The 12,952-nt window shown below is 71.4% G+C and carries 14 protein-coding genes; 1 reads left to right on the forward strand and 13 read right to left on the reverse strand.

Going from position 1 to position 12,952, the window contains the following annotated elements; translation table 11 throughout:
* Positions 1–6: 6 nt before the first annotated feature.
* From ON759_RS12670 to surE, 6 genes are all read right to left on the reverse strand, one after another.
* The gene (locus ON759_RS12670; protein WP_271680755.1) at positions 7–2,319 is read right to left on the reverse strand and encodes a TonB-dependent receptor; all 2,313 of its coding nucleotides are present in this window, start codon (positions 2,317–2,319) and stop codon (positions 7–9) included.
* A 109-nt stretch (positions 2,320–2,428) separates the two neighbouring features.
* A complete protein-coding gene (locus ON759_RS12675) occupies positions 2,429–2,833 on the reverse strand; it encodes a DUF2946 family protein (protein WP_271680756.1) in 405 nt (134 codons plus the stop codon).
* A 233-nt stretch (positions 2,834–3,066) separates the two neighbouring features.
* Positions 3,067–3,819 (reverse strand): peptidoglycan DD-metalloendopeptidase family protein, encoded by a 753-nt coding sequence (locus ON759_RS12680; RefSeq protein WP_271680757.1) that lies wholly within the window; start codon positions 3,817–3,819, stop codon positions 3,067–3,069.
* An 8-nt stretch (positions 3,820–3,827) separates the two neighbouring features.
* On the reverse strand, positions 3,828–4,442 hold the full coding sequence (locus tag ON759_RS12685; protein ID WP_271680758.1) for a YqaA family protein: 615 nt from the start codon (positions 4,440–4,442) through the stop codon (positions 3,828–3,830).
* Positions 4,439–5,143 (reverse strand): protein-L-isoaspartate(D-aspartate) O-methyltransferase, encoded by a 705-nt coding sequence (locus tag ON759_RS12690; protein WP_271680759.1) that lies wholly within the window; start codon positions 5,141–5,143, stop codon positions 4,439–4,441. Before ON759_RS12690 ends, ON759_RS12685 begins: the two co-directional genes overlap by 4 nt.
* Positions 5,140–5,928 carry a 5'/3'-nucleotidase SurE gene (gene surE, locus ON759_RS12695; protein WP_271680760.1) on the reverse strand — a complete coding sequence of 263 codons (789 nt, stop codon included), beginning with the start codon at positions 5,926–5,928 and terminating at the stop codon, positions 5,140–5,142. The genes ON759_RS12690 and surE overlap by 4 nt, the downstream gene beginning before the upstream one ends.
* Positions 5,929–5,997: 69 nt before the next feature.
* Between surE and ON759_RS12700 the strand changes: the two genes are divergently transcribed.
* On the forward strand, positions 5,998–6,552 hold the full coding sequence (locus ON759_RS12700; RefSeq protein ID WP_271680761.1) for a Smr/MutS family protein: 555 nt from the start codon (positions 5,998–6,000) through the stop codon (positions 6,550–6,552).
* Here the strand turns inward: ON759_RS12700 and truD are convergent.
* Genes truD through pyrG form a run of 7 tightly spaced genes read right to left on the reverse strand, consistent with a single transcriptional unit; the run spans position 6,549 to position 12,924 of the window.
* A complete protein-coding gene (gene truD, locus ON759_RS12705; protein WP_271680762.1) occupies positions 6,549–7,580 on the reverse strand; it encodes a tRNA pseudouridine(13) synthase TruD in 1,032 nt (343 codons plus the stop codon). The genes ON759_RS12700 and truD overlap by 4 nt on opposite strands.
* Complete coding sequence (gene ispF / locus ON759_RS12710) at positions 7,573–8,058, reverse strand: 2-C-methyl-D-erythritol 2,4-cyclodiphosphate synthase (RefSeq protein ID WP_271680763.1); 486 nt, start codon at positions 8,056–8,058, stop codon at positions 7,573–7,575. The genes truD and ispF overlap by 8 nt, the downstream gene beginning before the upstream one ends.
* Positions 8,055–8,747, reverse strand: a complete 693-nt coding sequence (gene ispD, locus ON759_RS12715; RefSeq protein WP_271680764.1) for a 2-C-methyl-D-erythritol 4-phosphate cytidylyltransferase — start codon at positions 8,745–8,747, stop codon at positions 8,055–8,057. Before ispD ends, ispF begins: the two co-directional genes overlap by 4 nt.
* Positions 8,744–9,073: a cell division protein FtsB gene (gene ftsB, locus ON759_RS12720; RefSeq protein WP_425608482.1), complete on the reverse strand. Its 330-nt coding sequence runs from the start codon at positions 9,071–9,073 to the stop codon at positions 8,744–8,746. Before ftsB ends, ispD begins: the two co-directional genes overlap by 4 nt.
* A gap of 15 nt (positions 9,074–9,088) precedes the next feature.
* On the reverse strand, positions 9,089–10,390 hold the full coding sequence (eno, locus tag ON759_RS12725; RefSeq protein WP_271680765.1) for a phosphopyruvate hydratase: 1,302 nt from the start codon (positions 10,388–10,390) through the stop codon (positions 9,089–9,091).
* Between the two features lie 18 nt (positions 10,391–10,408).
* Entirely contained in the window at positions 10,409–11,242 is an 834-nt protein-coding gene (gene kdsA / locus ON759_RS12730) for a 3-deoxy-8-phosphooctulonate synthase (RefSeq protein ID WP_271680766.1), read from the reverse strand.
* Positions 11,239–12,924 (reverse strand): CTP synthase, encoded by a 1,686-nt coding sequence (gene pyrG, locus ON759_RS12735; protein ID WP_271680767.1) that lies wholly within the window; start codon positions 12,922–12,924, stop codon positions 11,239–11,241. The genes kdsA and pyrG overlap by 4 nt, the downstream gene beginning before the upstream one ends.
* Positions 12,925–12,952: the final 28 nt, after the last annotated feature.

Genomic DNA, 12,952 nt, shown 5'->3' on the forward strand with positions numbered 1-12,952 from the left:
CCGGGCTCAGAACGCCAGGGTCACGGCCGCGTACAGCGAACGCCCAGGCCCCGGCACCTGCGTCCCCCACCGCGGATAGTTCGGCACCGGCGGATTGATCGACATCGTGGTGCCTTGGCCGAGGTAGGCGCCACCCGTCGGCAGGGCGTAGTGGCGGTCGCACAGGTTCTCCACCCCGAAGTCGACCTGCAGCGCCGACCACGCCCGCGAGAACCGCAGGTGCAGCAAGCCGTAGCCCGCGGTCTCCAGCTCGTTGCGGACCTGCGACACGTCGTCCTTGCGGGCCACGGCCACCAGCTCCAGCGCATTGTCCCAGCCGCCGAGCCGCTGGGTCAGCGACAGTCGCGCATTCGCCGGCATCCGGTTGTAGAGGCCATCGCCGGTGGTCCGGTTCTCGCCCTGCATCCACGACAGCGTGCCCTGCAGCGCGAAGACCCCGAGCCCGGTTTCCCTCAGGCGCGCCTTGCCGGAGAGGTCCAGGCCGTGCAGCCGCGCGTCCTGGTTCACGTACTTCAGCACCGTGAAGGCGTTGCGCACCGGCACGCTGCGCGCGGCATTGGTGTCGGGATTCCACTGGATCGCATCGATGTAGTCGGCGATCGAGGTCACGTAGGGCGTGGCCTGCAATTCCCAGCGACGGTCGGCGGCGTGCAGGTCGAAGGTCACCGACGCAGTGAGCGCGCGCTCCGGCGCCAGCGCGAGGTTGCCGACGTAGCCATTGCCGTCGCCCACGAAGTTGTTCATGACCGCGGCCATGGTCCATGTCGACCACGGGAAGACTTCGTACAGGCCGGGTGAACGCACCTTGCGGGCCAGGCCGTAGGCGATGTCCATGCGGTCCGAGACCGACTGCCGCAGGAGCGCGGTGGCATCCCAGTTGCCATCGGAGCGTGCCCGGTCCGCCGCGTTGAACAGCGCCGCATCGCGCATCTGCCAGGAGCCCATCATGTTGCTCGCGGGGTTGTAGCCCTGCACCGGGCCGGCATCCATCCGCACGCGCTCGTAGCGCACGCCGAGCTCCGCGGTCCAGCGCGGGCCGAGGTGGTGTTCCCACTCGGCGTAGGCCGCGGTGCGGTCGCGCTCGCCGTCGCGGATGTTCCAGAACTCGCCCGGCGACATCATGCCGCCCGACGGGGGCCACCAGTCGTCGAGCCGATAGGCGCGCTGCTCCAGTCCCAGTCGCAGGCGATCCTCGCCCTGCAACGTGATGTCCGCATCCAGCATGAAGGCGGTGGTGTCGCTCGAAGTCAGCATCGGCATGCCGGCCGCGCAGGTCGGCCCGATCGGCGCGCACGGGGTCGCCTGTCCGCCGGGCGGGTTGTTGCCGCCCGATGCCGCGCCGTACCAGAACCGCTTGTCCGGGCCGAAATCCATCGCGTGGTCCAGGGTCTCGCGATACGCCCGTGCCTCCAGCCGTCCCCAGCCGAACTGCCCGAGGTAGCGCAGGTTGGTGCTGCGCTGGCGGTTGTCGGTCAGGTCCATGCGCTGGTTCGGGTAGTCCTGGCGCGGGATCTGCTGCCAGCCGAGGCGCGCCTCCAGCAGGTGGTCGCCGTTGGTATAGGCCAGCTGCAGGGACTGGTTGTGTGAGACGTAGCCGGTCGAGCCCACCTCGTCCCTGTCCAGCGTGTGGCCCTCGCGGCCGGTGAAGTCGTAGTCCTTGAACTCGCCCCCCGCGCGATAGTTGCCCGCACGCGCGGTGGCGCCGGTGTAGCGCACGCTGAGGTGCTCGCTGGCGATGGTTAGCGAGGCATTCGCGCCGTGGGCGTCGCCATTGCTGCGGTAATACGTGCCCAGTTCGCCGGACAGCACGATGCCCTCCCCCGCAGCCGCGAAGCTGGGCTGGCTGCGCTCGACGACGATGCTGCCGCCGATCGAGTCGCCGCCCTGCGAGACCGGGGTGATGCCCGGGTACACCACGATGCGGGCGACATCCGACGGCGCCACGTAGGACAGCACCGGGTTCATGTGGTTCGGGCACGAGGCGGTGATGTCGGCGCCGTCGAGGCGGATGCGCAGGCGGTCGTCGGCGAGGCCGCGGATCGAGGGCAGGCCGGAGACGCCGCCGGCGGCATTGATCCAGACGCCGGGCTGGCCTTCCAGCAGCGAGGCGGCATCGCTGGTCGCCGCGGCGCGGGCTTCGAGGGAGGCGCCGTCGACCGCACGGGCCGGTGCGATGTTGGCGCGGGTGCCTTCCACGACGACCTTCGGCAGGACGGTGTCGCCGTCGGCGGTGGGCGGGTCGGACGCGCGGGCGATGGTGGGCAATGCAGCGAGAATCGCGGCCGCGAGCGGCGCGACCAGCAGGAAATGAGGACGCATGGGAACTCCGTGATCGGATGCGGCCGGCGCACGGCGGCGCGGCCAAGGGCACCCGGCGCATCGCGGCTGGCGAGCGCCCGGGCAGGTGTCGATGGATCGGCAGGCGGACTCAGCCCGCGTTCGACACCGGCGGCCCGCGCGGGGCCCATCCGATCAGGTGGCGTTGCGGCAGCCGCGGTTGAACGCGCAACGCGGTGCGGGCCTGCGGCAGCGGTTGCGCCGGCGGCACCGGCAGGCCCGCCACCGGAAGCGCGGGCGCCACCAGCAACGGGCAATAGTCGCAATCGTCGGCGGGCGCCCGTGGCGCGGGGTCGCCGGCATCACCCGCCAGCCAGCGCGACAGCTCGGCACGCGCCACCAGGCCATCGCTGGTACAGAACTGGCCGAGCTGGCTCGCCAGTGGATCCTGCGCGAAGGCCTGGTGCAGGCGGCCGAGGCTCGGCACCAGGGCCAGCAGCAGGCTGCCCGCGAAGGCAAGCGAGAGCAGCAGGCGGTGGCGATGGCGCAGCGACATGGCGGCGAGATTATCGCCGACCACCCGCGCACTTCCTGCGTCGGATCAAATCCGGAGGCATCCGTGCCTGCTGGAGCACCCGCCCAGCGCTTCGGCAAATAGGCCTGCGGGTCGACCGGCTTGCCGTTGCAGCGTGTGGACCGGCGTCGCCTGCAGTCCGCAGGACTGCGCGCCGGTGAACGCCCGGCGCGTGGCGCCGGGCCGGGATCCGCGGTTCCGTGAGGCGATTCCGACTACCGCTTCGGCAGGTACGCCTGCGGATCGACCGGCTTGCCGTTGTAGCGGATCTCGAAATGCAGCATGTCGCGCGCCGCGCCGCTGCGGCCCATCTCGGCGATCTGCTGGCCGGCCTTCACCAGCTGGCCTTCGTTGACCAGCCGCGCGCGGTTGTGGCCGTAGGCCGAGAGCCATTGGTCGTTATGCTTGACGATCACCAGCTCGCCGTAGCCGACCAGCCCCGAGCCGGAATAGACCACCACGCCCTCCGCGGCCGCGCGCACGGGCTGCCCGGCCTTGCCGGCGATGTCGATGCCCTGCCGGGTCGGGTCGCCGGCGGCGAAGCTGCCGAAGACATTGCCGTCGGTGGGCCAACGCCAGCCCAGCGAGCTCGCGGCCGGCGGCGGTGCGACGGGCGCGGCGGGTTTCGGCGCGGGCTTGGTGGACGCCGACGACGTCGCCGGCCGCGATGGCTTCACCGCACCACCGGGGTACAGGCGCAGGCGTTGCCCGGGATAGATCGTGTACGGCGGCGGGATGTCGTTCCACAGCGCCAGGTCGAGCGCGGTGATGCCGTTCTCGGTGGCGATCCGGTACACGGTCTGGCCACGCTGGACCACCGCGGTCGCGCCGTACTTGGGCTGCGACACCTGCACCGGGCGCTCGCCGCGTACTCCGCTGCCACCCGGTTCGCGCACCACGTGGCTGCGCCCGCAGGCGGCAAGGAGGACGAGCAGGCTGCAAGCGGCGGCGAGGCGAGGCGTGCGCATGCCCCGCATCATGCCCCATGGCCCCGCAACAGCAACCAACCGATGCCGGCGGCCAGCAGCACCAGCACGCCCCAGCCGATGTGTTCGATCCAGCGATGCAGCGCGCGCTCGGCGCGTTCGCCGCCCAGGCGGATCGCCGCGGCGACCAGGTAGACGCGCTTGCCGCGCCCGACCAGCATGCTGGCGAGGAAGGGCAGCATCGGGATCCCGACGATGCCGCTGGCCCAGGTGAAGATCTTCAGCGGGATCGGGGTGAAGCCGGCCAGCACCAGCAGCCAGAACGCCTTCCAGGGCGATTCCGCGGTGATCTCGCGCAGGTGGGTGACCTGCGCATCGATCTTGTCCAGCCAGCCCAGGCTCTCCAGCAGCGGCTTCACCAGCTCATAGGCGTAGTGGCCGAGCAGGTAGCCCACCACCGCGCCGAGCAGCGAGAACGCCAGGCTGATGGTGGCGAACCAGAAGCCGCGGCGCGGCTGGGCCAGGCACATCGGCGCCAGCATCACTTCCGGCATCACCGGGAACACGATCGCCTCGGCGAAGCTGAGGCCGCCAAGCAGCGATGGCGCCTTCGGATGCCGCGACCAGCGCAACGCGCGTTCGTACAACGGGCGGAACAGGTTCATCGATCGGTCATCCCGGACAGCAGCGGCACGAAGATCACCGGACCCAGGTCGGCCTGCTCGATGCTGCCGTCCTCGCGCTTGCGCAACCGCAGCAGCGACTGGCCACCCGACCCGCCGACCGGCGCGACCAGGGTGCCGCCCGGCGCGAGTTGCGCGACCAGCGCATCCACCAGCGCCGGCCCGGCCGCGGTCACGATGATCGCGTCGAACGGCGCTTCCTCCGGCCAGCCGATGCGGCCGTCGTCGTGCTTGCTGCGCACGTGCAGGCCGAGCGCGCGGAATCGCTTGCGCGCGGTGCGCAACAGGTCGCCGATGCGTTCGACAGTGAACACCTCCAGCCCCAGCGCGGCCAGCACCGCCGCCTGGTAGCCGGAGCCGGTGCCGACTTCCAGCACCTTCTTCGGCGCGGTCTCCAGCAGGGCCTCGGTCATCCGGGCCACCACCCATGGCTGCGAAATCGTCTGCCCATGCCCGATCGGCAGCGCGTCGTCCTCGTAGGCCCGCGCGGCCAGCGCCTCGTCGACGAACTGGTGGCGCGGCACGGTGCGGATCGCATTGAGCACGCGTTCGTCGCCGATCGGCGGCAGCGGCCGCTGCAGGGTGCCGCCGTTGCGCAGGCGCTCGACCAGGCGGTCGCGGGCGCGCTGCCCGGTCATGCCGATGCCGACGTCGGCCGGCTGCAGGCGCAGGCGCGAGATCATGCGTCGCGCCCCAGTGCCTGGCCCAGGCCGCCGACCCAGCTCGCCACCTGCTCCAGCGCCTGGTAGCGCGTCAGGTCGACGTGGATCGGGGAGATCGCGATGTAGCCGCTGCGTACCGCGTGGAAATCGGTGCCGGGGCCGGCGTCCTGTTCCTCGCCGGCCGCGCCGATCCACCACCATTCGCGCCCGCGCGGGTCCTGCTGCGGGGTGCAGGGTTCGGCACGGTGGCGGTTGCCCAGGCGGCTGGTCTCGAAGCCGCGGACTTGCGTCCACGGCAGGTCCGGCACGTTGACGTTGAGGATGGTGTTGGCCGGCAGCGGGTCGGTGCGCAGGCGGGCGATGATTTCCACCGCCGCGCGCGCCGCGGTCTCGTAGTGCAGGCCCTTGTGGTCGGCGGTGACCAGCGACACCGCCACCGCGGGGAGGCCGAGGAAGCGGCCTTCCATCGCCGCGGCCACCGTGCCGGAATAGATCACGTCGTCGCCGAGGTTGGCGGTGTTGTTGATGCCCGACACCACGATGTCCGGCGCCAGCCCCATCGCGTCGAGCATCCCGGTGATCGCCACGTGCACGCAATCGGTGGGGGTACCGTAGACCTTCCACGTCCACGCATCGAGGCGCAGCACGCGGATCGGCGCGTCCAGGGTCAGCGAGTTGCTGGCCCCGCTGCGGTCGCGGTCCGGCGCGACCACCAGGACCTCGTGGCCGGCCTCGCGCAGGCCCTTGGCCAGGGCCTGGATGCCGGGGGCGTCGACGCCGTCGTCGTTGCTGACCAGGACGCGCATCCGCTTACGACATCGCTTCGTTCTGCATGCCGGCATGATACCGGATGGGCGCTGCGATACCCTGCGCCGATGCGAAAACGCCCGCCCGCCGACGACGCGCTGGACGACGCCGCGCTGTTCCGCGACGCGATCGGCGCCGATCGCGGCAAGGTGCGCGCCCTGCCCGACGCCACGCCCCCGCCCGCCGCGCCCAAGCCGCGCCCCGCGGCGAAGATGGCACGCCGCGACGAGGCCGCCGCCCGCGAAGAATTCCGCCACGCGGTGGTGGCCGCGCTGGAGGCCGGCGACGTGCTGTCGCATCGGCGCGAATCGGTGCCGCCGCAGGTGCTGAAGAAGCTCGCGCGCGGCGAGTACGCGGCGCAGGAGGAACTCGACCTGCACGGCCTGCCCGCGCGCACCGCCGAGGCGCTGCTGCGCGAATTCCTGCGCGACTGCCGCACGCATGGCGTCGGCTGCGTGCGGATCGTGCACGGCAAGGGCCGCAATTCGGAGGAGCGCCTGCCGGTGCTCAAGAACCTGGTCGACCGTGTGCTGCGCCAGCGCGCCGACGTGCTCGCCTTCCACTCGCCGCCGGCCGCGCAGGGCGGGACCGGCGCGGTGCTGGTGCTGCTGGAGAAGCGCTAGGCTGTGGCGGCGTCGACCACGTCGCCCAGTTCGCGCAGGACCGTGGTCGCGTAACAGCCGGGCGGCAGGCTGAAGCGCAGTTCCAGCGCGTCCTCGCCGCGCCAGTCCCAGGCCAGCCCCTCCGGCCGCAGCCGCAACGCGCGCCGTTCCTGCGCCAGCCCGGCGCGCTCCAGCCCGTTGCGCAGGCGGGTGGCGGTGTCGCCCTGCAGCGCCTCGAGTTCGACCTCGCGCGCGACCCCGACGCTGCGCAACTCGCCGGCGCCCCACAACGGCCCGGTCGGATGGATGTCGAAGGCCTCGAGCCGAGCCTGCAAGGCATCGGTATGCGGTTCCGGGCCGAACACGCTGCGGCTGCCGTCGAGCATCCACACCTCGCCTTCGAGCGCGGCGTCCCAGCTGCCCGCCGCCACCCGCGCGTCGAGCACCCGGTTGAACAGCTCCGACCGCGCCGCGGACAGCAGCATCGCGCGCTCCTCGCGCTTCACCCGGCGGCCGGCGAACATCGCCACCGCCTGCTGCACGTTGCCGCCACCGCGACCGAAGCGCTGCTCGCCGAAATGGTTAGGCACGCCACGCGCGGCGATCGCGGCCAGGCGGGCGGCGATCGCGTCGCGCGCGCCGTCGACCTGGCGCAGCACCAGCACGAAGCGGTTGCCGGCCAGCGCGCCGCGCGGCAGCTTGCGCGCGTGCCAGGCATGGTCGAGCACGCGCAGGTCGTCGGATTGCAAGCCCTCGATGTCCGGCGCGACCTTCTTCGGCAGCCACACGGTGAAGCGCTGGCGGGTGACCGCGTGCCGGTCCTTGAGCCCGGCAACGCCGATCGCCGATTCCGCCACCCCCGCCCACTCGGCCAGGCGACGCGCTGCGAAGGCGGTGTTCATGCCGCGCTTCTCGATGGTCAGCAGCAGGTGCTCGCCGGCCCCGCTCGCCGCGAACGCGGGCAACTCCTCGACGAAGAAGTCTTCCGGCGTCGCGCGGATGCGCGCGGCGAGGACCGGCGCGCCGTGCGCGCGGATCGCGTCACGCATCGCGCACGAGCAGGCAGGCGGCCTGCGCCGCGATGCCTTCGCCGCGGCCGGTGAAGCCGAGCGCCTCGGTCGTGGTGGCCTTCACGCTCACCGCGTCGACCACGATCCCGAGGTCGGCGGCGATGGCCTCGCGCATCGCCTGCGCATGCGGCCCGACCTTCGGCCGTTCGCAGACCACGGTGACGTCGCAATTGCCGACCCGCCAGCCGCGCGCACGCGCCAGCGCGTCGCAATGGCGCAGGAAGTCGCGGCTGTCCGCACCCTTCCAGCGCGGGTCGGAGGGCGGGAAATGCCGGCCGATGTCGCCCAGCGCCAGCGCGCCGAGGATCGCATCGCACAGCGCATGCAGGACGACGTCGCCATCGCTGTGGGCGAGCACGCCGTGGTCGTGGGCGATGCGCACGCCGCCGAGCACGACATGGTCGCCAGCGCCGAAGGCATGCACGTCGAAGCCGGTGCCGATGCGGATATCGCTCATGGACTGCGCCTCGAAAGCAGGAAGTCGGCCAGCGCGAGATCGGCCGGGGTGGTCACCTTGAGGTTGTCCTCGCGGCCTTCGACCAGGCGCGGGCGGCACCCGAGGCGCTCCACCGCCATCGCCTCGTCGGTGGCGACGAGGCCGGCGTCGCGCGCCGCCTGCAGCGCGCGCAGCAACAGGTCGCGGCGGAATGCCTGCGGGGTCAGGGCGCGCCACAGCGCCTGGCGCGGCTCGGTCGCCAGGATGCGGCCACCGGCATCCGCGCGCTTGAGCGTGTCGCGCACCGGCGCCGCCAGGATCGCGCCATCGGGATGCGCGGCGGCGGCCTCCAGCAAGGCCCCGATGTCGGCGGCCTGCAGGTTCGGGCGTGCGGCATCGTGGACCAGCACCAGCGCGTCGTCGGCGACCCCGGCGGGGAGCGCGGCGAGCGCGGCGAGGACCGAATCGGCGCGTTCGGCGCCGCCGCGGCAGGCCAGCACCGGCTTGCCATGCAAGGTGGTCCAGCCGGGCCAGCGCGCGTCGCCGTCGGCCAGGGCGACCACTGCGCCGTCGATGCCGGGATGCGCCAGCAAGGCCTCCAGCGCATGCCGCAGCAATGGCTTGCCGGCCGCCTGCAGGTATTGCTTGGGGACCTCGCCACCGAAGCGGCGGCCGCTGCCGGCCGCGGGCACCAGGGCCCATGCGCTCATCGCGGCGGATCCGCCGGCGGCGCGGCGGGCGGGGCCGCGTTGCCGGCGTCCTCGATCACCCGGTAGAAAGTCTCGCCCGGCTTGACCATGCCCAGTTCGCTGCGCGCGCGCTCTTCCACCGCGGCCTCGCCCGACTTGAGGTCCTCGACCTCCGCGGCGAGCGCGGCATTGCGCTCCTGAAGGCGCTGGTTCTCCGCCTGCTGGCGCTGGACCTGCCCGCGCAGGGCCTCGACCTCGTGCTGGCCGCCGCTGCCGAGCCAGAACCGGTACTGCAGCAACGCCAGCAGCCCGGCCAGCAACAGCAGCAGCACGCGCATCGGCTTCACCGGCGGGCGGTCGCGTCAGCGCAGGGAGACGAAGGCATCGCGGCCGGCATAGCGGGCGTCCGCGCCCAGTTGCTGCTCGATGCGCAACAGCTGGTTGTACTTGGCCACGCGGTCGCTGCGGCACAGCGAGCCGGTCTTGATCTGGGTCGCGGTGGTCGCGACCGCGATGTCGGCGATGGTGGTGTCCTCGGTCTCGCCCGAGCGGTGCGAGACGATCGCCGCGTAGCCGGCGGCATCGGCCATCGCGATCGCCTCGAGGGTCTCGCTGAGGGTGCCGATCTGGTTGACCTTGATCAGGATCGCATTGGCCACGCCCTGCGCGATGCCGTCGCGGAAGATCCGCGGGTTGGTCACGAACAGGTCGTCGCCGACCAGCTGCACGCGCTTGCCGAGGCGGTCGGTGAGCTGCTTCCAGCCCGCCCAGTCGTGCTCGGCCATGCCGTCCTCGATGGTCACGATCGGGTACTGGTCGCACCAGCCGGCGAGGAACTCGACGAACTGCTCCGGCGCCAGCCGCTTGCCCTCGCCGGTGAGGTTGTACTTGCCGTTCTCGAAGAACTCGCTGGAGGCGACGTCGAGGCCCAGCACGATGTCCTCACCGGCCTTGTAGCCGGCCTTGCCGATCGCCTCGAGGATGGTCTCCAGCGCTTCCTCGTTGCTGCGCAGGTCGGGGGCGAAGCCGCCTTCGTCGCCGACCGCGGTGGACAGGCCACGGCCCTTGAGCACCGACTTCAGCGCGTGGAAGACCTCGGCGCCGGCGCGCAGCGCCTCGGCGAAGCTGCCCACGCCGACCGGCAGCACCATGAACTCCTGCAGGTCGACGTTGTTGTCGGCATGCGCACCGCCGTTGATGATGTTCATCATCGGCACCGGCAGGCTGGGCCGCCAGCCGGCCGGGTGCTGGCTGATCGAGGCGAGGTACTGCCACAGCGGCTGCCGGCGCGAGGCCGCCATCGCGTGCGCGTTCGCCATCGACACCGCCAGCAGCGCGTTCGCGCCCAGGCGCCCCTTGTTCTCGGTGCCGTCGAGGTCGACCAAACGCTGGTCGAGGCCGCGCTGGTCGGCGGCATCCTGGCCGCGCAGCATGTCGGCGATCGGGCCGTTCACGTTCGCCACCGCCTGCTGTACGCCCTTGCCGAGGTAGCGGGTCTTGTCGCCGTCGCGCAGCTCCACCGCTTCCTTGGTGCCGGTCGATGCGCCCGAGGGCACCATCGCGCGGCCGAACGCGCCGTCCGCCAGCACGACATCGGCTTCGAGGGTGGGATTGCCGCGGCTGTCGAGGATCTCGCGGGCGTGGATGGAGGCGATCGTGGTCATCGTGTGGGACGTCTGCAGTCAGAAGGAGGTTTCGAGGAAGCCGTTGCGCTTGGTCACCGCGTCGAGCTCGAGCAGGGTCTCGAGCAGGGCGCGCATGCGCCCCAGCGGGACCGCGTTGGGGCCGTCGGAGAGCGCGTTGGCGGGATCGGGGTGGGTTTCCATGAACAGGCCGGACACGCCGACCGCGACCGCGGCACGCGCCAGCACCGGCACGAACTCGCGCTGGCCGCCGCTGCTGCTGCCCTGCCCGCCCGGCAGCTGCACCGAATGGGTGGCGTCGAACACCACCGGGCAGCCGGTCTCGCGCATCACCGCGAGGCTGCGCATGTCGCTGACCAGGTTGTTGTAGCCGAACGAGGCGCCGCGCTCGCAGACCATGATCTGGCTGTTGCCGGTGGACTTCGCCTTGTCGACCACGGGCTTCATGTCCCACGGCGACAGGAACTGGCCCTTCTTGATGTTCACCGGCTTGCCGGCGCTGCACACGTTGCGGATGAAGTCCGTCTGCCGCACCAGGAACGCGGGCGTCTGCAGCACGTCCACCACCGAGGCCACTTCCTGCATCGGCGTGTATTCGTGGACATCGGTCAGCACCGGCACCCCGAGCTGCCGCTTGACCTCGGCCAGCACGCGCAGGCCCTCTTCCATGCCGGGGCCGCGGAAGCTGGTGCCGGAGGTGCGGTTGGCCTTGTCGAAGCTCGACTTGAAGATGAAGTTGATGCCCAGCGCCGCGGTGATCTCCTTGAGCTGGCCGGCGACATCCAGCTGCAGCTGTTCGGACTCGATCACGCAGGGCCCGGCGATCAGGAACAGGGGCTGGTCGAGGCCGACCTCGAAGCCGCACAGCTTCATGCGCTGGCCTCCTTCAGCAGCTTGCCGCCGGCCTTGCGCTCGCGCGCGGCGCGGATGAAGCCGACGAACAGCGGATGCCCGTGGCGCGGGGTGGACAGGAACTCGGGATGCGCCTGGCAGGCCAGGAACCACGGATGCGCGGGCTGCGGCAGCTCGACCATCTCCACCAGCAGGTCGTCCATCGACTTCGCCGAGATCACCAGGCCGGCGTCCTCGAGCTGGGTGCGGTAGCGGTTGTTGAATTCGTAGCGGTGGCGGTGGCGTTCGCCGACGACGTCGCGGCCGTACAGCCGGTGCGACAGCGTGCCGGGCTTGAGCCGCTGCTCCTGCAGGCCCAGGCGCATGGTGCCGCCGAGGTCGGAGTCCTCGCTGCGGCGTTCGACTTCGCCGCTCTGCGTGCGCCATTCGGTGATCAGCCCGATCACCGGGTGCGCGCTGGCGCGGTCGTTCTCGGTGCTGTTGGCGCCGGCCAGCCCGGCGACGTTGCGTGCGACGTCGACCACCGCCGCCTGCATGCCGTAGCAGATGCCGAAGTACGGCATCCCGGTCTCGCGGGCGTAGCGCGCGGTCATCACCTTGCCTTCGAAGCCGCGGTCGCCGAAGCCGCCGGGCACCAGGATCCCGTCCACCGCGCTCAGCAGCGCCTCGGCACCCTCGCGCTCCACGTCTTCCGCTTCGAGCCAGGCCAGGTTGACCCGGGTGCGCTGGCGGATGCCGCCGTGCTTGAGCGCCTCGCCGACCGACTTGTAGGCGTCCTTGTGGTCGACGTACTTGCCGACCACCGCGATGGTGACCTCGTCGATCGGGTGTTCGGCGGCATCGACCACCGCATCCCATTCGGACAGGTCGGCGTCGCCGGCCTTGCCATGCAGGCGCAACTGGTCGACCACCAGCTGGTCCAGGCCCTGGCCGTGCAGCCAGCGCGGGATCTTGTGGATGTTGTCGAGGTCGATCGCCGAGATCACCGCCTTCTCGGGGACATTGGTGAACAGCGCGATCTTGCGGCGCTCGCCGTCCGGCAGCGGCTTCTCGCTGCGGCACATCAGCACGTCGGGCTGGATGCCGATGCCGCGCAGTTCCTTCACCGAGTGCTGGGTCGGCTTGGTCTTCAGCTCGCCGGCCGCGGCGATGTAGGGCACCAGGGTCAGGTGCATGAACATCGCCTTGTCCGGCCCGCGCTCGATGCGGACCTGGCGGATCGCCTCCAGGAACGGCAGCGACTCGATGTCGCCGACGGTGCCGCCGATCTCGACCAGGGCGACGTCGTAGCCGGCGGTGGCCGCGTCGATGCAACGCTTGATCTCGTCGGTGACGTGCGGGATGACCTGCACGGTGCCCCCGAGATAGTCGCCGCGGCGTTCCTTGCGGATCACCGCCTCGTAGATCTTGCCGGTGGTGATCGAGTTCAGGCCCGACAGGCGGGTGTTGACGAAGCGCTCGTAGTGGCCGAGGTCGAGGTCGGTCTCCGCGCCGTCGTCGGTGACGTAGACCTCGCCGTGCTGGAACGGGCTCATCGTGCCCGGGTCCACGTTCAGGTACGGATCCAGCTTCATCATCGTGACCTTCAGGCCACGCGCTTCGAGGATCGCGGCGAGGGACGCGGCGGCGATGCCCTTGCCAAGCGAGGACACCACGCCTCCGGTGACGAAGACGAGCGGGGTCTGGGGTGCAGGGGAGGTCATGGCGGCAGCACGCTGCTGGAAATGCGCA

Origin of the sequence: Thermomonas mangrovi (genome assembly GCF_028201335.1) — a bacterium.
Classification (GTDB): domain Bacteria; phylum Pseudomonadota; class Gammaproteobacteria; order Xanthomonadales; family Xanthomonadaceae; genus Thermomonas; species Thermomonas mangrovi.